Source organism: Rahnella sp. P4_A8, from assembly GCF_056402435.1.
Window position 1 is genome coordinate 60,164 of sequence record NZ_JBFUHK010000002.1, and the last position, 24,162, is coordinate 84,325.

At 53.8% G+C, this 24,162-nt stretch carries 17 protein-coding genes; 5 read left to right on the plus strand and 12 right to left on the minus strand.

Features of this window, described 5'->3' with window-relative positions; all coding sequences use genetic code 11:
• Positions 1–19 precede the first annotated feature (19 nt).
• On the minus strand, positions 20–2,671 hold the full coding sequence (gene gyrA, locus AC1DUO_RS01395) for a DNA topoisomerase (ATP-hydrolyzing) subunit A (protein WP_013574618.1): 2,652 nt from the start codon (positions 2,669–2,671) through the stop codon (positions 20–22).
• A 259-nt stretch (positions 2,672–2,930) separates the two neighbouring features.
• Here gyrA and ubiG point away from each other — a divergent pair, with 259 nt between their 5' ends.
• Positions 2,931–3,653 carry a bifunctional 2-polyprenyl-6-hydroxyphenol methylase/3-demethylubiquinol 3-O-methyltransferase UbiG gene (ubiG, locus tag AC1DUO_RS01400; protein WP_013574617.1) on the plus strand — a complete coding sequence of 241 codons (723 nt, stop codon included), beginning with the start codon at positions 2,931–2,933 and terminating at the stop codon, positions 3,651–3,653.
• Positions 3,654–3,720: 67 nt separating this feature from the next.
• Here ubiG and yfaL read toward each other — a convergent pair whose 3' ends face one another.
• On the minus strand, positions 3,721–7,509 hold the full coding sequence (gene yfaL / locus AC1DUO_RS01405) for an AIDA-I family autotransporter adhesin YfaL/EhaC (protein ID WP_477986288.1): 3,789 nt from the start codon (positions 7,507–7,509) through the stop codon (positions 3,721–3,723).
• 710 nt (positions 7,510–8,219) lie between these two features.
• On the opposite strand from yfaL, the gene nrdA reads away from it, so the two are divergent.
• The 3 genes from nrdA (at position 8,220) to yfaE (ending at position 11,966) form a co-directional block, all read left to right on the plus strand.
• Positions 8,220–10,502: a class 1a ribonucleoside-diphosphate reductase subunit alpha gene (gene nrdA, locus AC1DUO_RS01410; protein WP_013574614.1), complete on the plus strand. Its 2,283-nt coding sequence runs from the start codon at positions 8,220–8,222 to the stop codon at positions 10,500–10,502.
• A 72-nt stretch (positions 10,503–10,574) separates the two neighbouring features.
• Complete coding sequence (gene nrdB / locus AC1DUO_RS01415; RefSeq protein ID WP_013574613.1) at positions 10,575–11,705, plus strand: class Ia ribonucleoside-diphosphate reductase subunit beta; 1,131 nt, start codon at positions 10,575–10,577, stop codon at positions 11,703–11,705.
• On the plus strand, positions 11,706–11,966 hold the full coding sequence (gene yfaE, locus AC1DUO_RS01420) for a class I ribonucleotide reductase maintenance protein YfaE (protein ID WP_013574612.1): 261 nt from the start codon (positions 11,706–11,708) through the stop codon (positions 11,964–11,966). It abuts the gene before it with no gap.
• A 139-nt stretch (positions 11,967–12,105) separates the two neighbouring features.
• On the opposite strand, the gene AC1DUO_RS01425 is transcribed toward yfaE, so the two are convergent.
• Together AC1DUO_RS01425 and AC1DUO_RS01430 are read right to left on the minus strand one after the other, a co-directional pair.
• On the minus strand, positions 12,106–13,311 hold the full coding sequence (locus tag AC1DUO_RS01425; RefSeq protein ID WP_354566606.1) for a nicotinamide mononucleotide deamidase-related protein YfaY: 1,206 nt from the start codon (positions 13,309–13,311) through the stop codon (positions 12,106–12,108).
• Positions 13,312–13,438: 127 nt separating this feature from the next.
• Positions 13,439–13,984 (minus strand): YfaZ family outer membrane protein, encoded by a 546-nt coding sequence (locus AC1DUO_RS01430; protein WP_013574610.1) that lies wholly within the window; start codon positions 13,982–13,984, stop codon positions 13,439–13,441.
• Positions 13,985–14,287: 303 nt separating this feature from the next.
• Between AC1DUO_RS01430 and AC1DUO_RS01435 the strand changes: the two genes are divergently transcribed.
• Positions 14,288–15,721: a catalase gene (locus AC1DUO_RS01435; protein ID WP_477986292.1), complete on the plus strand. Its 1,434-nt coding sequence runs from the start codon at positions 14,288–14,290 to the stop codon at positions 15,719–15,721.
• Between the two features lie 63 nt (positions 15,722–15,784).
• On the opposite strand, the gene menE is transcribed toward AC1DUO_RS01435, so the two are convergent.
• The 8 genes from menE to AC1DUO_RS01475 form a co-directional block, all read right to left on the minus strand.
• The gene (menE, locus tag AC1DUO_RS01440) at positions 15,785–17,158 is read right to left on the minus strand and encodes an o-succinylbenzoate--CoA ligase (RefSeq protein ID WP_449632235.1); all 1,374 of its coding nucleotides are present in this window, start codon (positions 17,156–17,158) and stop codon (positions 15,785–15,787) included.
• Positions 17,143–18,144, minus strand: coding sequence for an o-succinylbenzoate synthase (gene menC / locus AC1DUO_RS01445; protein WP_013574607.1), 1,002 nt, complete (start codon positions 18,142–18,144; stop codon positions 17,143–17,145). Before menC ends, menE begins: the two co-directional genes overlap by 16 nt.
• On the minus strand, positions 18,144–19,001 hold the full coding sequence (gene menB / locus AC1DUO_RS01450; RefSeq protein ID WP_013574606.1) for a 1,4-dihydroxy-2-naphthoyl-CoA synthase: 858 nt from the start codon (positions 18,999–19,001) through the stop codon (positions 18,144–18,146). Before menB ends, menC begins: the two co-directional genes overlap by 1 nt.
• Complete coding sequence (menH, locus tag AC1DUO_RS01455; RefSeq protein ID WP_477986393.1) at positions 18,988–19,785, minus strand: 2-succinyl-6-hydroxy-2,4-cyclohexadiene-1-carboxylate synthase; 798 nt, start codon at positions 19,783–19,785, stop codon at positions 18,988–18,990. The genes menB and menH overlap by 14 nt, the downstream gene beginning before the upstream one ends.
• Positions 19,782–21,455 carry a 2-succinyl-5-enolpyruvyl-6-hydroxy-3-cyclohexene-1-carboxylic-acid synthase gene (menD, locus tag AC1DUO_RS01460; protein WP_131638734.1) on the minus strand — a complete coding sequence of 558 codons (1,674 nt, stop codon included), beginning with the start codon at positions 21,453–21,455 and terminating at the stop codon, positions 19,782–19,784. Before menD ends, menH begins: the two co-directional genes overlap by 4 nt.
• 23 nt (positions 21,456–21,478) lie before the next feature.
• The gene (gene menF, locus AC1DUO_RS01465) at positions 21,479–22,816 is read right to left on the minus strand and encodes an isochorismate synthase MenF (RefSeq protein WP_037036193.1); all 1,338 of its coding nucleotides are present in this window, start codon (positions 22,814–22,816) and stop codon (positions 21,479–21,481) included.
• Between the two features lie 235 nt (positions 22,817–23,051).
• On the minus strand, positions 23,052–23,360 hold the full coding sequence (elaB, locus tag AC1DUO_RS01470; protein ID WP_477986296.1) for a stress response protein ElaB: 309 nt from the start codon (positions 23,358–23,360) through the stop codon (positions 23,052–23,054).
• Between the two features lie 112 nt (positions 23,361–23,472).
• Positions 23,473–23,988, minus strand: coding sequence for a DUF1097 domain-containing protein (locus tag AC1DUO_RS01475; protein WP_013574601.1), 516 nt, complete (start codon positions 23,986–23,988; stop codon positions 23,473–23,475).
• Positions 23,989–24,162 lie beyond the last annotated feature (174 nt).

Here is a 24,162-nt window from a genome sequence, read left to right on the forward strand (position 1 = left end):
GTCTGCTGACTAAGAAAACTTATTCTTCTTCGTCATCAGCTGGCTGATCGTCTTCACTTTCCGCGTCGTCTGGCAGATCGGCTGCTTGTGCCGCTTCCAGTTCGCCCGCTTCGGTGGCTACGCCATCCAGTTCTTCGTCTTCAACCGGTTCTGCAACACGTTGCAAGCCAACCACATTCTCATCGTCTGCAGTACGGATAAGCGTCACACCCTGGGTGTTACGGCCAACAGTACTCACTTCGGAAACACGGGTACGCACCAGCGTACCGGCATCGGTGATCATCATGATTTGATCCGCTTCATCAACCTGAATCGCACCAATAACCGGTCCGTTACGCTCACTCACTTTGATTGAGATAACGCCCTGCGTTGCACGGGATTTAGTTGGGTACTCGGTCGATTCAGTACGTTTACCGAAACCGTTCTGCGTCACAGTCAGGATACAACCGTCACCGCGTGGGATGATAAGCGATACAACGCTGTCGCCTTCGCCCAGACGGATACCGCGTACACCGGTCGCCGTACGGCCCATTGAGCGGACGGCTTCTTCAGAGAAGCGCACGACTTTACCGGCTGCAGAGAACAGCATGACTTCGTCTTTACCGTCAGTCAGGTCAACACCAATCAGCTCATCACCCTCGTTGAGGTTGATGGCGATAATGCCGGCGCTGCGTGGACGGCTGAAATCGGTCAGCGCAGTTTTCTTCACGGTACCGCTGGCGGTTGCCATGAACACATGACGACCTTCTTCGTACTCGCGTACTGGCAGAATGGCGGTAATACGTTCGTTCGGCTCAAGCGGCAACAGGTTGACAATAGGACGGCCACGGGCACCGCGGCTGGCTTCCGGCAACTGATAGACTTTCATCCAGTACAGACGCCCGCGACTTGAGAACATCAGAATAGTGTCGTGGGTGTTGGCCACCAGCAGACGATCGATAAAGTCTTCTTCTTTAATGCGTGCTGCTGACTTCCCTTTACCGCCGCGACGCTGCGCTTCGTAATCAGTCAGAGGCTGATATTTCACGTAGCCCTGATGCGACAAGGTCACCACAACGTCTTCCTGATTGATCAGGTCTTCGATGTTGATGTCAGAGGTATTTGCCGTAATTTCGGTACGACGCGGATCGTTGTATTGATCACGGATCGCTTCCAGTTCTTCACGAATGACTTCCATCAGACGGTCAGGGTTGGACAGGATGAACAGCAGCTCAGCGATTTGCACCAGCAGCTCTTTGTATTCATCCAGCAGTTTTTCGTGCTCAAGACCGGTCAGTTTCTGCAGACGCAGATCCAGAATGGCTTGTGCCTGTTGCTCAGTCAGGAAGTATTTTCCATCATGAATACCAAACTGCGGCTCCAGCCATTCAGGACGGGCTGCATCGTCACCCGCACTTGCCAGCATCGCTGACACGTTGCCCAGATCCCATGAACGCGCGACCAGGCCAGCTTTCGCTTCAGCCGGCGTCGGTGCCGCACGGATCAGTTCAATGATCGGGTCGATGTTCGCCAGCGCGATAGCCAGTGCTTCGAGGATATGAGCACGGTCGCGGGCTTTACGCAGTTCGAAAATGGTACGACGCGTCACCACTTCACGGCGGTGGCGGACGAACGCTGACAGAATTTCTTTCAGACCGAGAATCTTCGGCTGACCCTGGTGCAATGCCACCATGTTGATGCCGAAAGACGTCTGCAGTTGCGTCAGGGAATACAGGTTGTTCAGAACCACTTCACCGACAGCATCGCGTTTAATTTCAATCACGATACGCATGCCGTCTTTATCAGACTCATCGCGCAGCGCACTGATACCTTCGACGCGTTTTTCTTTCACCAGCTCGGCGATCTTTTCGATCAGACGGGCTTTGTTCACCTGATACGGGATCTCGTGAACAATGATGGTTTCGCGACCGGTTTTCGCATCGGCTTCTACTTCAGCTCGGGCACGGATATAAATTTTGCCACGGCCGGTACGGTAAGCTTCTTCGATACCACGGCGACCGTTGATGATCGCAGCCGTCGGGAAGTCTGGCCCCGGGATGTGTTCCATCAGCCCTTCAATGCTGATGTTTTCATCTTCAATATACGCCAGACAGCCGTTGATCACCTCGGTGAGGTTATGCGGCGGAATGTTGGTTGCCATACCGACAGCGATACCCGACGAGCCGTTAACCAGCAGGTTGGGAATGCGCGTTGGCATAACAGAAGGAATTTGTTCTGTGCCGTCATAGTTTGGCACGAAATCGACAGTTTCTTTTTCTAAATCTGCCAGCAATTCGTGTGCAATTTTTGACATGCGGATTTCGGTATAACGCATGGCTGCTGCGGAGTCGCCATCCACTGACCCGAAGTTACCCTGCCCGTCCACCAGCATATAGCGAAGTGAGAAAGGCTGAGCCATACGAACGATGGTGTCATAAACCGCGGTATCACCGTGTGGGTGATATTTACCGATAACGTCACCGACCACACGGGCCGATTTTTTATAGGCTTTATTCCAGTCGTTACCGAGGACATTCATTGCGAAAAGTACGCGGCGGTGCACCGGTTTCAAACCATCGCGCACATCTGGTAACGCACGTCCGACAATAACGGACATCGCATAATCCAAATAAGAGTTTTTAAGCTCTTCTTCGATGTTAATCGGTGTGATTTCTCTGGCAAGGTCGCTCATGGAGCTGCTATCCCTCTACTGATTATTCATGGCCGCTGCCCACGTAGGCATATATAGCGCAAAGGTGTAAAACTATACCACAAACCAGCCAAACGTGGAAAACAACCGCCCCCTTTTGCCGACTATTATCCAACGCGTTTCAAACCTTTGCACGCAGGGCTTCATTTCGTATAAACATTAACCAAAACCACAAAACTGAGCCAAAGCAGATGGAATATGTATAATCCGCTAATCAAGTTATAAGGAGTTCATCACGCTCATGACAACCACACCCTCCGCAACACCGCAAAACATCGACCATGAAGAAATCGCCAAATTTGAAGCCGTCGCCTCGCGCTGGTGGGATCTGGAAGGCGAATTCAAACCGCTGCATCGCATCAATCCGCTGCGTCTGAACTACATTCTCGAACGCGCTGATGGCCTGTTTGGAAAAAATGTTCTCGATGTCGGCTGCGGTGGCGGCATTTTGAGTGAAAGCATGGCAGTGGCGGGGGCGACAGTCACCGGACTGGACATGGGCGGCGAACCCTTGCAGGTAGCACGTTTGCATGCGCTGGAAAGCGGCGTGAAGGTGGAGTACGTGCAGGAAACCGTGGAAGCGCACGCCGACGCGCATCCGCAGCAATATGACGTGGTGACTTGCATGGAAATGCTGGAACACGTGCCGGATCCGGCTTCTGTCGTTGCCGCCTGCGCGCGTCTGGTGAAACCTGGCGGCCATGTGTTCTTTTCCACCATCAACCGCAACAATAAAGCCTGGCTGATGGCCATTTTCGGCGCTGAATATGTGCTGAAAATGGTGCCGAAAGGCACGCACGACATCAAAAAATTCATCAAGCCGTCTGAATTGCTGGGCATGATTGACCGCACATCGCTGTTTGAGCGTCACATTATGGGACTGCACTACAACCCGCTGACCGACCATTTCAAACTCGGGCCAAATGTTGATGTGAACTACATGATCCACACCCAGGCGCTGTAATATTCTGACTGCAAAAAAGGGTACAGCCTGCGCTGCACCCTTTTAATTTCACGGCTAACTGACTGACTTACCAGCGAATACTCACCCCAACTGACGCTTCGGTTTGCGAAAAATCATCTGACCCTTCTTGCTGTCCAACCTTGCCCCAGAGCGTGGTATTTTCGCCCAAATTGCCACTGATCCCGGTACTCAGTTCCGCACTGTCTTTGGCGGTGTTATCGGTGAAATTCACGCCATCCACATTCAGGGAAGTTTCCGCACTGTTATGGCGGTAATTCGCCTCTACAAAAGGTCTGAGATGCAGCGTCGGCGACGGATGAATATCCCATTCACTGCGCAAGCCTAAGCGCGTCTGAACGTTATTATCCCCCTGTTGTGCCACTTTCGACTGATTCGACGCGGTAAAATCTTTCTGCTTCACGCCCTGATAAATCACCTGCGCCTGGGGTTGCACGGTCCAGTTCCACTGGTTTCCCTGCATCAGGGTAAAACGGTAACCACCTTCCAGTGAGGCGGAAAGGCCGGAAGAGTGATAATTATCATCACCTGTACCGTCTTCGCTGACGCTGTTATCAAACCAGGCATATTGCATCCAGCTGTCGAGATACGCGCCCTGATGATCCTGTGCGTTCTGATACCAGGAAGCGGTCAGTCCGACGGCGTATCCCTGGCTGTCATTATCTGATTTGCGCCCGGTCAGTACACTGGTGCTATCGCCGTGGCTGTTACTGTAACCGCCCACCACACCCGCCAGGATTTCCCCGTCACCTGCATTATTGCGCAGGAAATTGCCGCTGATCTGAACCACTGACGTGTCATTGTGACTGTCAATCTGGCTGGCAAAGGTTGAGCTGTCGCGCGATGAATCCACCCGCAGCTTAATATTGTCATGACCGGCACCGGCATGATCCTGCGCCGTCATACTGAAGGCATTATTGGCGATGCGCAGGTTGCTCATATAGCCGCCCATTTTAGGGTTCAGCACCGGTGTAAAATCTTCCCCGCCAGAGGCTGGCACAGGTTGCGGCTGCGGTTGAACATCGGGATCAGGTTGCGGCTGGACGTCAGGATCGGGCTGAGGTTCCGGTTGAGGCTCCGGCGTCACCACCTGCGAGCGCAGATACCAGTCCTGATTATCCTGCACCAGAGAATAGTCGTAGGCGCCCATATTGATATATTGCTGACCACCGGCCAGATGGAAATCTGCCGCGTTCTGGAAGCTTTGCGGGTCGGCAACAAAATCGACAACTTTGATGCCGGTTTGTGTCGCCTGCCCGATGCCGCTGACCGGCACAACCGCCAGCGCGGTATCACCGGAAGTATTGCCGTTAAGAATCAGCTGGTCGGTCGCCGAGGTATCACCATTCATTTCAGTTTCCAGCACCAGCGTGCCGCCGCCGGTGTAATCACCGTTGACCGTCAGCGTATCCCCGGCCTTGCCATTCTCCAGACTGGCGGTTCCTGCGCTGTTATCAAGGCTGCCGTTGACCGTCACACCGGCTAAATAGGTCAATGCATCCAGGGAAAGATTCGTGTTCAGCGTGCCTTTAAGCGCCATACCGGACGTAGCATTCACCAGCGTGCCCCCCGTGCCGGTAAACAGGCTGGCATCCAGCGCCGAGGAAGTGTCCTGATTTGTCAGGACCAGCTGAGTGTTGTCGGAAATCAACAGTGTACCGGTGGAATCCGCATCGATGCTGCGCACCTGCTGATCCATGCCGGTGGCAAACGTGGCATTTTCGCCGACGTACAATGAAGAGGCGTCTGCGATGATGTTTTCCGCGCCTCCCTGCAAAGTACCCTGTTCGACCCGGACAGCGGAATGGCTGTTGCCCGAATCTTTCAGAATCAACGTACCGTTACCGGTTTTGGTGAACGTGCTGTCAACGTCTGCCTGCCCGCCGGTACTGTCAGCGGTTAAGCCGCCCCATTGCGTGGTCACGCCGTCGTCCACCTGCATCGTCCCTGAGGCCCGCATTTCAATATCTCGTGCCTTACCGGTTTGTGCTGATGTGGTATCGACCTGCCCGCTGGTATCGCCCGGCGCAGAAATCTCCAGCGTACTGGCCTGTGCCGGATCAGTAAAAATGACCTGACGATTATAGGCTTCATCGCCCAACTGAGAGTTACCGGTGACCTGCAATGTCCCGGAAGCGATCTGCGTCGTGCCCAGATAAGTATTGTTATCCGCCAGCGTGACGCGTCCGGCACCGGCATCAATCACCGCATACACGCCGCCATCAACGTGATAGTCGCTGCCCGTCCCCAGCGTCACCAGATCAGCATTACCGATTACCGTACCGCCGGACCCTGTAATCGTCAGGCCGTCGTTAGTCTGATTCGCTTCACCGTTGAAGGTGGTCATGTCCGACAAATCCAGCACACCGCCGTCGAGCACAACAGACTGCGGATCGGCCTGCAATATCGCTAAATCTTCAGCATCGCCCTGAACGCTGAGTACAGCGTTTTGTTCCACCACAATGTCGCCATCCAGCCCCATAGACTGCGCGCCGGTCAGGGTGAAACTGCCGTTTTCTGCCACGGTCAGGTCGCCTGCTCCGGTGGTTGTCCCCGCCATGTAGCCGCTGTTAACAATGACATTACCGCCAGCATCAATATTCAATGTGCTGTTCTCATGCCCCATAAAGGCATTTTTAAAGGTTTGCTGCGTGCTGCCAACATTCAGTATTGCCGTGTCATTCACATAATTATCGTTACCTAACACAATACCGTGACAGGTATCTGCCGCAGCCTGACAGTTGGTGTCGCCGACATTGATCAGCGTGTCATCACGTCCCAGCGTGACCGTGCCCTCTAAAATGTCGAATACGCCGGTAAAACCGCTGTTATCAGCATTAAGTACCAGTTCACCAGCACCGCGTTTGAAAATCGCGCCATAACCGGCGATCGAGTCATAAGCGCCGTCGTTGGCGGTATTACCGATGATCAGCGTTTTATCTGCAGCAATATCAAAATCGGCTTCGCTGTGGCCGAGATACATGAACCCGCCGCCAGCGGCATCGGGAGCATCGCCATAATTGCCAGCGACGTTATCGTGGTAATAGGCAACACCATCATTTTCTTGATAGTTTTCATCAATGTTGATGTTGATCAGGAATGGCGTAGACGCGCTGCTGGTGTAGATTGCGCCTCCCTGTCCTTCGGCCTGATTGCCGGTGAATTCGCTGTTAGTGATAAACATGCTGCCGTGGGAGTCAGACGTATTGTCCGTGGCATCAATCGCACCACCGCTACCATTACCTGAACTGGCACTTTTGTTGGTCTTTGCCTGATTATCCTCAAATAAAACATTTGTCAGCTGGACTTTATTATTAAGAGAATAAATAGCGCCGCCTTTCCCCTCACTGGAAATATTCCCTGAAAACACGGCATTAGTAATGGCAAGATCAGTATCACCTTCATCATTGGTGCCATTCATGTATATTGCACCGCCGTAATCATGGGCGACGTTATCAATGAACAGGGTATTTTCTAAATATACCGTCGAGTTTTCTTTCGCAAAGATCGCGCCACCGTTTCCCGAACTGCTGTTTCCGGTAAATACGCTGTAACCGGTGGTGCTCTCAGGAATAATCTCCAGTGTGGTGCTGTTTCCCAGGTGGAAGGCACCGCCCGAGGAACCTGAACCGTTCAGGCCGGAGAACTGCATCTCAGCGCCATCAGCCACGGTATAGGTATTGAGGGTTTTATTTTCAAGCGTGGTGGCCGTGGCGTTGCAACTTTCAGTAATTTGCAACCCTGAACAGGCCGGGAGAGTTCCTGCAAAAGCCGCCTCTGAAAAAGGCAATAAATTAAAGACTAAAAATAAACACGCCGTGATTTTATTGAAGACCATTGAAGTTCTAATCCCGCACCTGATGAAAGAGGAGCGAAAGTAATATGCACAGTGCCGGGAGACCACTTAATGATAAATTTAGAATATATAAACAACATCACTCATTCATCATATGTATTTATAATAAGGCTCATTTTTCTCAAAAACGCACTTTTCAGAAAGTGAACAAAAACCTGCTGGCAAGGTTGCTCCGAAGCGGCTTAACGGCTGTACTGCGACGCCAAATCGTCATCGGTTGCAAGTCATTTTTTCCGCTAATCCAGTAGAATTTACGTTAAGAGACGGGGTATGCCGGGGTTAAAACCTTAGTTTTTAGGACGTTGGTTGGCGTGAACACCGCAACATGATTTTTTAGAATAGTTATCCAGATCAATATAGCGTTTTTTTCTAACGTTTAATAAACCGGCAGTTGATCACCTTTCATAAAAATATAAGAAAATCGTATCTGAGATATTGACAGGTTTGTCGCGCCAGCAATGACGGACTTCTCAGGCTTGACGTCAAAATTTCTCCCCAACTTATCCACAAATCTGCCCGTTTTGTTCACTTGCAAAAGGGACATTCAATCACTATCTTGTCATCAGAAAATAACAAACCCACAATATATTGTGTTTATATCCTGACCAGCACACTAGGAACCTCTTGTGCTGCCGCGCATGTTTTACGCGGTCAGGTCAGACCCTTTATAAACCTTTAAGGTATCGCACCCAATGAACCAAAGTCTGCTTGTTACTAAACGTGATGGCCGCACAGAACGCATCAACCTTGATAAAATCCACCGTGTCATTGACTGGGCAGCGGAAGGTCTTCAAAACGTATCAGTTTCTCAAGTAGAACTCCGTTCACACATCCAGTTCTATGACGGCATCAAAACCGCTGATATTCACGAAACCATCATCAAAGCGGCGGCTGATCTGATCTCTAAAGATGCACCGGATTACCAATATCTGGCCGCGCGTCTGGCGATCTTCCACCTGCGTAAAAAAGCCTACGGCCAGTTTGAACCACCAAAACTGATCGACCAGGTGACCCGCATGGTTGAAATGGGTAAATACGACAAACATCTGCTGGAAGACTACACGGCTGAAGAGTTCGAGCAGATGGACAGTTTTATTGACCACTGGCGCGACATGAATTTCTCTTACGCTGCGGTTAAGCAACTGGAAGGGAAATATCTGGCACAGAACCGTGTGACCGGCGATATCTACGAAAGCGCTCAGTTCCTCTACATTCTGGTCGCGGCCTGCCTGTTCTCCGGCTACCCGCGCGAAACCCGTCTGGATTACATCAAACGTTTCTACGACGCGATTTCAACCTTCAAAATTTCCCTGCCTACGCCAATTATGTCCGGCGTGCGCACTCCGACCCGTCAGTTCAGCTCATGCGTGCTGATCGAATGTGGCGACAGTCTGGATTCCATTAACGCGACCTCCAGCGCCATCGTGAAATACGTTTCACAACGCGCCGGTATCGGCATCAACGCCGGTCGCATTCGTGCGCTGGGCAGCCCGATCCGGGGCGGTGAAGCATTCCACACCGGTTGTATCCCGTTCTATAAGCATTTCCAGACTGCGGTGAAATCCTGTTCTCAGGGCGGTGTTCGTGGCGGCGCAGCGACACTCTTCTACCCGATGTGGCATCTGGAAGTCGAAAGCCTGCTGGTACTGAAAAACAACCGTGGTGTTGAAGGCAACCGCGTCCGTCATATGGACTACGGCGTGCAGATCAACAAACTGATGTATCAGCGTCTGGTGAAAGGCGGCGACATTACCCTGTTCAGCCCGTCTGACGTACCTGGCCTGTACGATGCATTCTTTGCCGATCAGGACGAGTTCGAGCGTCTGTACGAGAAGTACGAGCAGGATGCCAGCATCCGTAAGCAGAAAGTGAAAGCGGTTGAACTGTTCTCCCTGATGATGCAGGAACGCGCCTCTACAGGCCGTATCTACATTCAGCATGTTGACCACTGCAACACCCACAGCCCGTTTGATCCGGCTATCGCGCCTGTTCGCCAGTCCAACCTGTGTCTGGAAATTGCGCTGCCAACCAAACCGCTGGATGACGTTAATGACGAAAACGGCGAAATCGCGCTGTGTACGCTGTCTGCTTTCAACCTCGGTGCGATCGAAAGCCTCGACGATCTGGAAGAACTGGCTGTTCTGGCAGTTCGCGCTCTGGACGCCCTGCTCGATTATCAGGATTACCCGATCAAAGCCGCAAAACGCGGTGCGATGGGCCGACGTACGCTGGGTATCGGCGTGATTAACTACGCGTATTATCTGGCGAAAAACGGTGTGCGTTATTCCGATGGCAGCGCTAACAACCTGACCCACAAAACGTTCGAAGCCATTCAGTATTACCTGCTGAAAGCCTCCAACGAACTGGCGAAAGAACAAGGCGCGTGCCAGTGGTTCAACGAAACCACCTATTCACAAGGCATCATGCCGGTGGATACCTATAAGAAAGATCTGGATGCCATCTGCGATGAACCGCTGCATCTGGACTGGGATACGCTGCGTGAAAACATCAAAACATACGGCCTGCGTAACTCCACGCTGTCCGCGCTGATGCCGTCCGAGACCTCTTCGCAGATCTCCAACGCCACCAACGGTATCGAGCCACCTCGCGGCCACATCAGTATCAAAGCGTCGAAAGACGGGATTCTGCGTCAGGTTGTGCCGGAGTACGAGCGTCTGAAAGATCAGTACGAACTGCTGTGGGATATGCCGAACAACGACGGCTACCTGCAACTGGTTGGCGTAATGCAGAAATTCATCGACCAGGCGATTTCGTCAAACACCAACTACGACCCGTCGCGCTTCCCGAACAGCAAAGTGCCAATGAAACAGTTGTTGAAAGACTTGCTGACCGCCTACAAATTTGGCGTGAAAACGCTGTACTATCAGAACACCCGTGACGGTGCTGATGATGTACAGGAAGACATGAAAGCCGATGTGGCTGATGACTGTGAAAGCGGCGCCTGCAAAATCTAATCTTTTGTTTTAACTAAGAATATTATTCAAAACCCCCGTCAGGGGGTTTTTGCCGAGAATTTCGAGGAAGTTATGGCCTACAGTACTTTTTCCCAGAATAAAAACGATCAGCTTCTTGAGCCAATGTTCTTTGGTCAGTCGGTTAACGTTGCCCGTTTCGACCAGCAGAAGCATGAAATCTTTGAAAAACTGATCGAAAAGCAACTGTCCTTCTTCTGGCGTCCGGAAGAGATTGATGTATCCCGTGACCGTATCGATTTTCAGGCGTTGCCGGATCACGAGAAACACATTTTCCTGAGCAACCTGAAATACCAGACGCTGCTGGATTCCATTCAGGGCCGCAGCCCGAACGTCGCGCTGTTACCGCTGATTTCTATTCCTGAGCTGGAAACCTGGGTCGAAACCTGGGCGTTTTCGGAAACTATTCACTCGCGCTCTTACACACATATTATCCGCAACATCGTGAATGATCCGGCGATTGTGTTTGACGATATCGTGACCAATGAAGAAATCCTCAAGCGCGCGAAAGACATCTCCGGTTACTACGACACGCTGATCGAGATGACCAGCTACTACCATCTGCTGGGCGAAGGCACGCATCAGGTCAACGGCAAAACCGTTGTAGTTAACCTGCGTGAACTTAAGAAGAAACTCTACATCTGTCTGATGAGCGTCAACGCGCTGGAAGCCGTACGTTTCTACGTCAGCTTTGCCTGTTCATTTGCCTTCGCTGAACGTGAACTGATGGAAGGCAACGCGAAAATCATCAAGATGATCGCCCGTGATGAAGCGCTGCATCTGACCGGCACTCAGCACGCGCTGAACCTGCTGCGCTCAGGTCAGGACGACCCTGAAATGGCAGAAATCGCGCTGGAATGTCAGCAGGAGTGCCATGACCTGTTCGTGCTGGCGGCACAGCAGGAAAAGGACTGGGCAGAATACCTGTTCAAAGACGGTTCGATGATCGGCCTGAACAAAGACATTCTGTGTCAGTACGTCGAATACATCACCAATATCCGTATGCAGGCTGTCGGGCTGGATGCTCCGTTCAAAACCCGCTCGAACCCGATCCCGTGGATCAACGCCTGGCTGGTGTCTGATAACGTGCAGGTTGCGCCACAGGAAGTGGAAGTCAGCTCCTATCTGGTAGGTCAGATTGATTCTGAAGTTCACGCCGATGACCTGAGTGATTTCGAGCTTTAAATGGCCGACAGAACCATCACACTTTCAGCAAACGGACAGCAACTGGCGTGTAAGTCAGAGCACCGGAATTTGCTGGAGGTGTTTGAACATCATCAGGTTGAAGTGGAATACCAGTGTCGCGAAGGTTATTGCGGATCGTGCCGGATGCGGTTGATTAACGGTGAGGTCGCCTACAGCGAGAAACCCCTGGCCTTTATCTCAGACGGCGAGATTTTGCCGTGTTGTTGCATGCCGGTTGGGGATATTGAGATCGCGTTTTAGACTTTACTCCTCCCCCTGCGAAGGGGGAGGACGGGAGGGGGTTTTAAGGGCTAACATCTCATCAAAGCCAACCTCAACTCTTTGATTTCGCTTTAATACCCCACCCCAGCCCTCCCCTTCGCAGGGGAGGGAGCTAAAGCTAAACCTTCTCAACCCGATCCAACCACGGGTAATCCGCCACCGGCTCCCAGCCATTCAGATAGCGCCGCAGCATATTCATCGCCACCATCGCCATGGTCTCCTGACGTAATGCCAGTCCGTGACGCGTGGCGGTATAGCGGATTGTCAGGCCGCTGGTGCCGGTTGGGGTATGCAGTGCCAGACTTAATTCTGCACCTGACAGCGCACCCACAGCCAGCGCCAGTTGTGCGCCGGTGGTTTCGGCCAACGTCTGCGCACGCGCCAGTAAGCATTCGAGGGATTTTTCAGGTGAGGGTTCGTCGCCTTGCGGCAATAACTCGCCGTTGACCAGCGGAACGCCGGCGCTTTGCAGACGCCAGTTCAGCAGGCCGCCGGTGAAACTTTCACTGACCGCCAGACGTAAATCCTGCGCCAGCAAGCGTTCTGCCAGACGATCCGGCAGGCTACCCAGCCCTTCAAAAATCGTGCTCTCCCCTGCGACTTCACGCACGCGTTCAAACGCTTTGTGCATTGCAGCCTCCTGAGAGCGCGGGCCGGTGACTTTCAGCTCAATAATCGGCGATGACGAACGGTAACCCATCACCACGCCTTCCGGCAGCTCAAGTTGATCCAACTCGGTGGCAAGGTCACTTTCGCCACGTCCGAACGTGGTCAGACGCAAACATAACGGCGCTTCCAGCGCCGGAAATTGTTTGTGCAGACGTGGAACGATTTGTTGTTCCACCATCACTTTAAATTCGGACGGTACGCCGGGCGTGAAGAAAATCTGACAGCGGTTGAGCTTCACGCTGAAGCCGCAGGCGGTGCCCACCGGATTATCCAGCAGCTCGGCATTGGCCGGGATTTGTGCCTGTTTGCGGTTGGATTCGGCCATCGGACGGCCACGTTCATTGAAGAACGCCTGCATGGTTTCAATCCAGCCAGCATCTTCCACCAGTTCCACATCACAGGCTTTAGCCGCCGCCAGCGCACTTAAATCATCGGTCGTTGGCCCCAGGCCGCCGTTCACGATAAGCACATCAGCGATATGGCTGCGTTCTTTGAGAACAGCCACCAGCGCGTCCAGACTGTCGCCCACGGTTTCACGACTGGTCATCGGTAAACCTTGCTCAAACAGATAATTCGCCAGCCATGCCGAATTGGTATCCACAATCTGGCCGTGCAGCACTTCATCACCCGTACTCAGCATCTCAACCCTAAGCATCCCGTTCTCCTTCTGTCTTTTTTGTTACTCCACTGTAGAAAGGCTGGGACAGAAAAACAATCTCCGTTCGCCAGAAAACAAAAAGGCCCGCACGAATGCGAGCCTTCAGATTTTGCTTCAGACAAAATCAGAAATTAACAGCGCCACCTAAATAAGCACCGTCTGCCACCACGTTATCGCGGTTGCCATCTTTGCCATCCATCGCCATGTAGCGGTAACCCACGCTCACGGTAACCAACGGGATGGCCGTCAGACGAATACCTGCGTTCGCTTCTTCATAGTTAGCAATGCCGCTGGACAGGGAATCCGGGGAATAATAATAGTCGCCGTACAGGGTGAACATTTTCGCGATTGGCAGTTGCAGACCACCGCCGACGGCCGCAGCGTACCCTTCGTCACCGTCTTTAGGATTGGTGTACAGGCCCTTACCGCCGACGGTCGCGATGAACGGACCCAACGGAATGTTGTATCCCAAACCCAAGCCTGCCACATCACCGTCGTCATCGTTATGGGTGTAATCACCGCTCAATGCCAGACCCGGAGATGTGGTGCCGAAGCCCACACCCAGATGCGTGTAATGCTCACCGACTTCACCATTGACACTGATTGCGCTGGCAGATGCCGCGACAAACATCAGACTGGCAGCGGCACCAGCGACAAGTAACTTTTTCATTATTTATCCTAAATAACAGTCAAACGACAATAAATCTTCCACGGGAAGTCTAAAGCAATTCACTCAGTCGTAACAACTTTTTGGAACGTGAATGCATTCACCGGGGTTGTGAAAATTGTAAGAAACATCGTTTTCATTGATGAAATGAACGTTTCCCATCGAAATGATAACTCCCACCTATTTGCCTCTGATCAATATAGGGTTTATTTCTAATCGGTAGAGTTAATTTGACTTAAGTAAGGTTAAAGGAACCCCCCCAACGTTTTTACTTACATACACACGCAATTACCGGAAGGAATTTTTATGACCAAGAAAGGTTTAACCACCGCCGCTGGCGCGCCAGTCGTCGATAATAACAACGTGATTACCGCTGGCCGCCGTGGTCCGTTGCTTTTGCAGGATGTCTGGTTTCTTGAGAAATTAGCGCATTTCGACCGCGAAGTGATCCCGGAGCGTCGTATGCACGCTAAAGGCTCCGGCGCTTATGGTACTTTCACCGTGACGCACGATATTACCGCTTTCACCCGCGCGAAGATCTTCTCCGCAATCGGCAAACAAACTGACATGTTTATCCGTTTCTCGACGGTTGCCGGTGAACGCGGTGCAGCGGATGCCGAACGTGATATTCGCGGTTTCTCGATGAAGTTCTACACCGAAGAAGGAAACTGGGATTTAGTCGGCAATAATACGCCGGTGTTTTATCTGCGTGACCCGCTGAAATTCCCGGATCTGAACCACGTCGTCAAACGTGACCCGCGTACTAACCTGCGTAATCCGGCATACAAATGGGACTTCTTCTCTCATCTTCCGGAAGCCCTGCATCAGCTGACCATTGATGTCAGCGACCGTGGCCTGCCAACGTCTTACCGTCATATCCACGGTTTCGGCAGCCATACCTTCAGCTTTATCAATACTGAAAATGAACGCTTCTGGGTGAAATTCCACTTCCGCTGCCAGCAGGGTATTGAAAACCTGATGGACGATGAAGCCGAAAAACTGGTGGGCACCGACCGCGAGAGTTCGCAGCGTGATTTGTATGAAGCGATTGAACGCGGCGATTTCCCGCGCTGGAAACTGTTTGTGCAAATCATGCCGGAAGCGGACGCTGCAAAACTGCCGTACAACCCGTTTGACCTGACCAAAGTCTGGCTGCACAGCGATTATCCGCAGATTGAAGTGGGTGAATTCGAACTGAACCGCAATCCGGAAAACTACTTTGCCGAAGTAGAACAAGTCGCCATGAGCCCGGCCAATGTAGTACCTGGCATCGGTTTCTCACCTGACCGTATGCTGCAGGGGCGTCTGTTCTCTTACGGCGATGCGCACCGTTACCGTCTGGGCGTAAATCATCATCAGATCCCGGTCAACGCGCCAAAATGCCCGTTCCATAATTATCACCGTGACGGCGCAATGCGTGTGGACGGTAACAGCGGCAACGGCGTGACTTACGAACCCAACAGCGCGGGCTTGTTCCAGCAACAGCCCGATTTCAGCGAACCGCCACTGAGCATTGAAGGCGCGGCAGACCACTGGAATCACCGGGAAGATGATGATTACTTCACTCAGCCACGTTTGCTATTCAACCTGCTGTCTGAGGCTGAGCATCAGCGTATGTTTGCACGCATTGCCGGTGAGCTGAAACATGCTTCGCCGGAAACACAGACACGCCAGCTGGCGCTGTTTTATAAAGTGGATCCGGCCTACGGTGCCGGTGTCGAGAAAGCACTGAAAGACTGATTTTTTTCAGAAATGAACAGGGCCGCGATGTGCGGCCCTTTTTGTTTGCTTCAACGGCTTGTTTTACGAAAGCCTCTCTATCCATTGCCGGACGCTGACACGCGAGATTTTAATCCCTCCCTGCGCCAGTTTTCCCGGCAGCGGATGATAGGCCACCGGCAACTGAAAGCGCGGGATCTTATCACTCAGCCAGAGATTGAGTTCCTCGTACAACAATCCGGCCTGTGCCTCGAGCACCGCCACCGGACGCTGACCAAATTGCGGATCATTCACAGGCACGACAAATGCCTGTGAAATCAGCGGATGGCGGATCAGCACTTTCTCGATATCTTCCGGCTGGATCCCTTCCCCGCCGCTGAAAAACAGATTATCCAGACGTCCGGAAACCAGCAATTCATCGTCTGCCCACAGACCACGGTCACGGGTATGTAACCAGCCGTCAGCATCAGCGACCGGCGACAGCTGACCGTTTTTCCAGTAACCGCTCGCCAGACTGTCCGTGCGGATTTGGATCTCCTGATCGACAATCCTGACTTCTTTGCCGGTCAGCGCCTTTCCGACACCGGCACTGCCATCAGCCCGTTTTGCTGTTACGGTCGAGGCGGTTTCCGTCAGCCCATATCCGCACCAGCAACGGATCCCTGCCCGCTCAGCCTGCTCTGTCAGCTCCGGCGGGATTTGCGCCCCGCCAAGTAACACGTCCTGCAACTTTTCAGGCACGGCGCCGCTTTGCAACAGACGCCAGAGCTGCGTCGGCACCAGCGACGCATGGCTGCATTCTGCCAGCGCCGCCTCCAGCGGTTGCCCTTCCGCCAGCACCAGCGTGGCCCCTGCCGTCAGCCAGCGCCAGAGGATGCCCTGCCCGGACACATGGAACAGCGGCAGCGAGAGCAGCCAGCTGTCGCGACGGGTGAACGGGATCAGATCCAGCACACCTGCGGCGCTGGCAAGGTGCGCGGCCAGGGTATGCGCAGCGGCTTTCGGCAGACCGCTAGAGCCGGACGTCAGGGTCAGCGTGGCGATACGCTGTGGCTGCCATCCGGCACAACTGAGCCAGCAGGCATTTTGCATCGTTAACGCGGGAATATTCAGCGGCAGAGCCGGTTCCGTCAGATCCAGCACAAAAGCGATATCAAGCTGTGAAAGCAGTTCTGCGCACAATGCCTGTGGCAGTTGCGGATTGAGAGGCAACAGGCGTGCGCCGGTTTGCAGCAACGCCAGATAACTGAGTAATGCATCCAGTGTGTTTTTACTGCGCAACACCACGCCGGTGCCTTCGCCCACGCCCTGCGAAATAAATCCGGCCGCCAGCGAATCCACGCGATGCTGTAAATCGCGCCAGCACCAGGTGATATCTCCGGCTTTCAGTGCAACGGCAAAAGGCGACAGATGTGCCCGTTCACGCCACGGCCAGTCGCTGATCATTTGCTCTGCCACACAATCTCCAGATCAGACACATCCGTTAGCGGTAATTCAGAGCCCGGCCAGCGACGGATCAACTGCGTCCGCATGAGATCCAGCGTATCCAGCCCCGGAATGGCGTCCGGCGTCAGCCATTGGGCAATGCGCGCCAGTTGTGTCAGCCCGAGACTCGACTCGATGGAGGAACTGATCACAGCTTCCAGCCCTGCGGCATGCGCCTGAGCGATCAGCTGACGGCAACGCATCAGACTGCCGGTCAGCGTGGGTTTGATGATGATCGCCGCCAGCCCGGGCTCGGCCTTCACGGTAAAACCGGTTTCGCGCACGCTTTCATCCCAGGCGATCGCAATACCGGTCAGACGGGCGAAATCGCGGGACTGCTCGCGGGTCAGGCACGGTTCTTCGATAAACGCGATGCGTGAACGCAGTTCGGGCGCCACATGACGGGCAAACCCTTCGGCTTTGACCGGCGTCCAGCTGCGGTTGGCATCAAGGCGCAAATGCAGTTCCGGCAAGGCTTCCAGCAACATACTGACATTCAGACCATCGCCGACGGATTCGTACAATCCCACTTTCACCTTAGCCACTTTCCTGCCGCGAAAATCGCCCGGCAGCGCCCCCAGACGCGCATAAAGCTCATTCGGATCGCCATGACACAACGGTGCACAGCGCGTGCTCAGCACTTCGGGCAATTCGCCGCGTAATTCGGCGTCCGCACAACTCAGCCCGAAAGCCACCGAAGGTAAAGCACTGAACGCAGAGGCAACGGCAGCCAGCGAGGCCCCCTGCACCCACTGGCTCAGGCCATGCTGAACGGCATCCTGCGCCTGAGACACATCTTCCACACTAAAACCGGGCAGCGGCGCAACTTCGCCCCAACCCGTTGCTTCGTCCTGCCACAGTGACACCAAAAAACCGTCGCGGGTTTTCAGGCGCTGATTGCGCAGCACCACCCCAGCCTCCATCGGCACGCTGTACCGGTACACCGTGGCGCGACGCATTATGGATTACGCTTAAATTTGCTGAAGTCAGGCTGGCGTTTTTCATTAAACGCGTTGCGACCTTCCTGACCTTCATCGGTCATGTAGAACAACATTGTGGCGTTCCCTGCCAGTTCCTGAAGCCCTGCCTGACCGTCGCAATCGGCGTTCAGTGCGGCTTTCAGGCAACGCAGTGCCATCGGACTGTTTTCCAGCATTTCACGACACCAGCGCACCGTTTCTTTTTCCAGATCGGCCAGAGGAACTACGGTGTTGACCAGCCCCATATCCAGCGCCGCTTTAGCATCGTACTGACGGCACAGGAACCAGATTTCACGGGCCTTTTTCTGACCGACGATACGCGCCATATAGGATGCGCCCCAGCCGCCGTCGAAAGAACCAACTTTCGGGCCGGTCTGCCCGAAGATGGCGTTATCTGCCGCAATGGTCAGGTCACACATCATATGCAGAACATGGCCGCCGCCAATGGAATAACCAGCAACCATCGCCACAACTGGTTTCGGACAGGTGCGGATCTGGCGCTGGAAATCCAGCACGTTGAGATGATGCACACCGCTGGCATCCTGATAACCACCGTAATCGCCACGCACTTTCTGATCGCCGCCCGCACAGAAGGCTTTTTCGCCTTCACCGGTCAGCACGATCACGCCGATGCCTTCGTCGTTACGGGCATCGTCGAGTGCGCGGATCATTTCTTTGACGGTCAGCGGACGAAATGCATTGCGAACCTGCGGACGGTTGATGGTGATTTTAGCGATGCCGTCGGTAGATTTGTGGTAACGAATATCTTCAAACTCGCCGGTACAATCACGCCATTCGACCGGCGCGTACAGTTCTTTTTCATCAGGATAAATCATGTTCAACTTCCTTTAAGACAGGTGAAGTAATAAATGCCAGCGCCTGACGGGCAAATTCCGCCGGGTTATCACGGTGGGCGTTATGCCCGGCATTAGCGACAGTGCGTAGCCCGAAACCGGATTGCTGCGCAAGATGAATAAACTTGGCGTCCTGACTGCCACACAACCACACAACCGGCAGGGAAAGCCGCAGCAATTGTGCGCGTAAATCAGGCTGTACCGAAAGCGACGTGGCCGCCAGCATGGCAGAGACAGTGTGCGGGTTGTTGTTCTCACGCAGCACGATCATTTGCTGGCGTTGCGCATCGGTCAGGCTGGAAAACACCGGCTGGCGATACCAGCTTTCCAGCGCCTGTTTCCACGGTACTTGCAAAAAGCGAGCCGCCCATTGCTGATCATGATGGCGGCGTTGTGCGCGTTCAGCCTGACAGGTCAGCCCCGGATGTGCGCCTTCCACCAGCAGCCCCTGCAATCCGCTGCGATCACCCTGACAGGCGTGATACAGACTGATGCGCCCCCCCAGCGAGTAGCCGATCAGCCAGTACGCAGTGACGTTATTTTCGTGCAGGGTATCGGTTAACAGCTGGCTGACATCCGCAAATCCGGCAGCTGTCAGCGACGCGGAACGACCATGTCCCGGTAAATCCACAAACAGACAAGGCCAGCCTTCAAGCGCAGGAAGTAAGGGTTGCCAGTCATCTGCACTGCCCAGCAGGCCGTGGAGAAACACCAGCCACGGACGCTCTTTAACCTCTGGGTTGAGTGTGTGACAGGCCAGCGTCATGATGCGCTCATCTCCTTCACCAGCGAACGCAGGCATTCTGCCCCTTCTGTCTCACTGACTTTCAACTCGATCAGTTTCACGCCACCATGCTGCCAGCATTGTCTGACGGCATGATGAAGCTCAGACATCGATGCCGGACAGGCATAATCCAGACCAAACATCGCTGCCGCATGGCTGAAGCTGACGTTCTGCGGCATGCAGTAAAAACGCTGCCGCTCGGCTTCGGGCGTTGGCAACAACGAGAAAATTTGTCCACCATTGTTATTCACCACAATAATCACCGTCGGCGCGGAACACTGACGCATCAGCGCCAGCGCGTTTAAATCATAAAGTGCAGAGATATCACCCAGCAGCACCAGCGTCGGTTTGCAGGTCGCGCGCTGCACACCTGCGGCGGTGGACAGCAGCCCGTCAATACCGCTTGCCCCGCGATTGGCGAAAACAGGATAACCGGCGGGGAGTTGGGCAAAGGCATCCACCAGACGAACAATCAGACTGTTGCCAAGAAATAACTGGCCGTGCTCAGGTAATAAAGCCGGAAGCTGCCACGCTGCGGCGGCCTCGCCAAATACACCGTCGAGACGGGTTTCAACCGCATGTAACGCCCGCTGCGAGCAATGCTCAAGGGCTTCTGCCCAGTCAGGCTGAGGCTGTGCCGGGTGAGACTGTAACCATTCACTGACGCGGGCTTGTAGACGACGACCGCGATGCTGCGCCGGATCCTGACGGCCTGACAGCGGGTCAACCAGCCAGTATTCATCGGGTTGACAGGTCGCCTGCCATTGCAGCAGGCGCTTACCGGTCAGACCGCCACCGAACTGGATAACCAACTGGACGTGCGCCAGTATCGCCTGCGCCTGCGGCGATGCCAGCCACAAATCTGCGCAGGGAAGCGGATTGCCGGTTGATGCCTGCACATCACTGATCAACGGCCAGCCCAGTTGCGCCGCCCACTGCGCCACCTGTTCACTTTCGCAGGCAGAAAGACGGCCAGCGATAATGACGCCGCGCTTTTGCCGCCAGGAAAACCAGTCCGGCTGCGCGATTGCAGGCAAAACCTGAGAATAATTCAGCCACGGTTCATGGCCCTGCCACCAGTCGCCCAGCGCCAGCAACCAGTCCTGATGCTCGCCGTTGTCCTCGCCATACAACGGTTCGGCGAACGGACAGTTAATGTGCACGGCGCCGTGCGTCTGCTGCGCCAGCGTATTATCCAGCGCAGAAACCAGCCAGCGCGCACTGATTTCAAGCGTCGGACGCGGTAAATCCAGCGTCCCGACGGGGTGACTGGCAAACATGCCGGTCTGGCGGATAGCCTGATTCGCACCGCAATCGATGAGTTCCGGCGGACGATCAGCCGTGAGCAACACCAGCTTTTCGCCGGTCAGCCCGGCTTCGATCAGCGCCGGATATAAATTTGCCACCGCCGTGCCGGAGGTGACGATGATCGCCACCCGCTGCCCGCTGGCTTTTGCCAGCCCGAGAGCCAGATGGCCAAGGCCGCGTTCATCAAAATGGGTGTGGCAGATAAGGTGCGGATGCGCGGCGGCGGCAAGGGTTAGCGGTGTAGAGCGGGAACCGGGCGCGATGCACACATGCTGCACCTGATGTCGGGTTAACGCTTCGAGGATAAGCGTCGCCCAGCGGCGGTTAAAGACGGCAACAGACATGTTCAATTCACTCCGGCAAGGGGTTATCCGGCCTGAACGGCAGGGGTGTAATGCTCTTCCAACAAAGTGCGCAAACCAGCGGCTTTGTTTTCGATTTCCTGCCATTCCTGTGCAGCGTCAGAACCGGCGACAATCCCCGCGCCTGCGTAGAGTTCAAGATGATGTCCTTTCACCGTCGCCGAACGTAACGCGACGGTAAATTCACTTTGTTCAGCACTGAGATACCCGGCGGAACCGGCATACCACTCGCGGTCAAAAGGCTCAAATTCGGCGATAAATTCACGCGCGGCCTGACGGGGTAATCCGGCCACTGCCGCGGTCGGTTGCAGACGTTGCAGACAAGCCGCGTCATCGGGGTCGGTCAGCTCACCGTGAATATTGCGGCGTAAATGCTGCACCTTGCGCAGACGTAAAATCTCCGCTGGCGTCACATCCAGCGAATGCGCCCCGCCCTGTAAGCGCTGGCAGATATCGTCGACGACCAGTAAATTTTCGCGTTGGTTTTTGCCATCGCTGAGCAGCCAGTCCCCCAGCGCCCGTGCTTCCCGGTCATCGGGATGATTGGCCACGGTTCCCGCCAGCGCTTCGGTATAGAGTTCGGTGTGATCACGCAAGAATAAACGTTCTGGGCTGGAGCCCAGAAACGCCTGTTGCGGGGTAAAAGCCAGCATGAAATGGTAACAGTGATGATTAACGTCGCGGCTGGCGGCAAGAAATGCGCAGGCATTCAGCGGCTGGCTGAGCGTTAAGGTGGTTTTTCGCGCCAGCACCACTTTGTCGAACTGATGCTGCTCAATACCCGACAGCGCGCGGTCTATCAACTGTTTCCACTGAGGCTCGTCCGGTAAATGATGATGTTGCAATACACGGGAAGCGATCGACGGTAAGGCGCGACTGACGACCAGTGAACGTAAAAATAAGCGGGTGCGACGTGCCTCATCGCGTAAAGAATGTGGGCTGAAAACGGTACACCGCAGCCAGTAACTGTTTCCCTGACGGCAAAGTTCGATGCGCGGAAGAAACAGTGCGTTGGCAGCTATTGCAGCCCCGTCAGCCCCGTTAAACGCATTCAACCCCCAGATATGCAAATCGGGTTCATCCTGGTGCTCGCGGATGAACGCCTGTGCCCGGGCGGTATCGCAAAATGAGTAGGCATCACCACAAACAGCGGCTTCTTCATTGCCATCACGATGTTGCCAGTAGAATTTCGGGTAGCAGGGTTGCGCAGACAACCATTCCAGCAGGCCGGTGTCAGGCTGTTTTTGCAGGGAATAACTGAACTGCCGGATCCCCGCTGCATCAGGCCATTCGCCTGCCAGCGTCGTATCAAGCTGCTCAATGATTGCTGATATTTGTTTCACCGCTACCTCAGGCCATACCGGATGTTTAGTGACGGGCAGAAATACCCTTCTGGATCAAAAAACGGGTTGGATCAATTACGGATGAATTATGCGGCGATACGAAAAATGAAAATATGCGACAGATCAAGCTGAAGTGAGTGCCATTAGCTAAGAAGGAGTATAGGCAGGGAGAAAGGAGTAAGCAAACCGGGAGAAACAAAACAGGAGCAGCACGCGCTGCCCCTGTTCAGTCAGATTAACGACGCAGCAGCAGGCCGACAACCAGACCTACGGCAGCACCGACACCCACACCATGCCATGGGTTTTCATGCACATAGTCGTCAGTTCTTTCCGCTACCAGGCGGGCTTTCTTGCAGTAAGAGCGTGCAGCCGGGTCAATACGTGATTTGATGTCTTTCAGCGCATTTTCTGCGCGTGCTTTGACCTGAATGTACTTCTCATCCGCTTTGTCACCAGAGGACTTCAGTACTTCTTCCAGCGTTTCAGTCAGCATGCGTAAATCGTCGTCCAGCGAAATTTGCTGTGTCTCAAATTGGTCAGCCATGGTTATCTCCTTATGATGTGTTCGTGTAAAAGCATAGACTGCTTTTAACCCTAGCGTATATCAGGAGTAATTGCCTGAAGGATCCGCCCTAAACTGCAGAAAAACCGAGGAATTAAGAACCTTCTGACCCTTTCGTTTCAGTGAAAACCGCCCCTTTCCTGGCGTCGCTTTGCTGCTTTTCACGCTGTTTTGCCAGCCATAATCCGCTGTTTTTCATTGCATAACCGAATACCAGCCCGACCAGCAAAGATACCACCACCTGACGCCAGTCACCTTGTGCGGCGAAGGTCGCGCAGGCACCAATAAAGGTACCCGGTACAAAGGCCAGCCACTGCTGACGCGCCTGAATACACATCAGAAACGCCACTACGCCAGTCAGCAGATAACCAAGAATGCTCCATTCCGGACGCATTGCGCTTCCCGCGATGATCACGACAGCCCAGAATACACCGCTGAGACAGGTCAGCGTGCTGATCAGCAATCCGCGTAATCCGCCCTGCGGACACGCAAAATATGCCGTGCATCCAAGAAAACCCGCCCAGCTTATCAGGCCAAAGCTAATCGCAACCCAGCCCCATATGCCGGAGAGGATACCGGTGGTAATGGCGATCATCACTAAAACATTCATGGTGTGAACCTGTACGAATCTGAACAAGCGCGCAGTGTACGCATTGGCAGGAATAATGAAATGGGAGAGATCACAAAACCAATGTAATAATTTATTGAACGTACATATAAATGTGATTCATATCACACAAAACAACCAATACGATTAAAAAAGCCGCTCATGTGAGCGGCTTCG

Coding starts and splice junctions, on each gene's coding strand:
- nrdB (WP_013574613.1), top strand. CDS start 10,575: ATGGCCTACAGTACTTTTTCCCAGAATAAAAACGATCAGCTTCTTGAG.
- gyrA (WP_013574618.1), bottom strand. CDS start 2,671: ATGAGCGACCTTGCCAGAGAAATCACACCGATTAACATCGAAGAAGAG.
- menH (WP_477986393.1), bottom strand. CDS start 19,785: ATGACGCTGGCCTGTCACACACTCAACCCAGAGGTTAAAGAGCGTCCG.
- AC1DUO_RS01430 (WP_013574610.1), bottom strand. CDS start 13,984: ATGAAAAAGTTACTTGTCGCTGGTGCCGCTGCCAGTCTGATGTTTGTC.
- AC1DUO_RS01475 (WP_013574601.1), bottom strand. CDS start 23,988: ATGAATGTTTTAGTGATGATCGCCATTACCACCGGTATCCTCTCCGGC.
- elaB (WP_477986296.1), bottom strand. CDS start 23,360: ATGGCTGACCAATTTGAGACACAGCAAATTTCGCTGGACGACGATTTA.
- nrdA (WP_013574614.1), top strand. CDS start 8,220: ATGAACCAAAGTCTGCTTGTTACTAAACGTGATGGCCGCACAGAACGC.
- menC (WP_013574607.1), bottom strand. CDS start 18,144: ATGCGTCGCGCCACGGTGTACCGGTACAGCGTGCCGATGGAGGCTGGG.
- AC1DUO_RS01435 (WP_477986292.1), top strand. CDS start 14,288: ATGACCAAGAAAGGTTTAACCACCGCCGCTGGCGCGCCAGTCGTCGAT.
- menB (WP_013574606.1), bottom strand. CDS start 19,001: ATGATTTATCCTGATGAAAAAGAACTGTACGCGCCGGTCGAATGGCGT.
- yfaE (WP_013574612.1), top strand. CDS start 11,706: ATGGCCGACAGAACCATCACACTTTCAGCAAACGGACAGCAACTGGCG.
- ubiG (WP_013574617.1), top strand. CDS start 2,931: ATGACAACCACACCCTCCGCAACACCGCAAAACATCGACCATGAAGAA.
- AC1DUO_RS01425 (WP_354566606.1), bottom strand. CDS start 13,311: ATGCTTAGGGTTGAGATGCTGAGTACGGGTGATGAAGTGCTGCACGGC.
- yfaL (WP_477986288.1), bottom strand. CDS start 7,509: ATGGTCTTCAATAAAATCACGGCGTGTTTATTTTTAGTCTTTAATTTA.
- menD (WP_131638734.1), bottom strand. CDS start 21,455: ATGTCTGTTGCCGTCTTTAACCGCCGCTGGGCGACGCTTATCCTCGAA.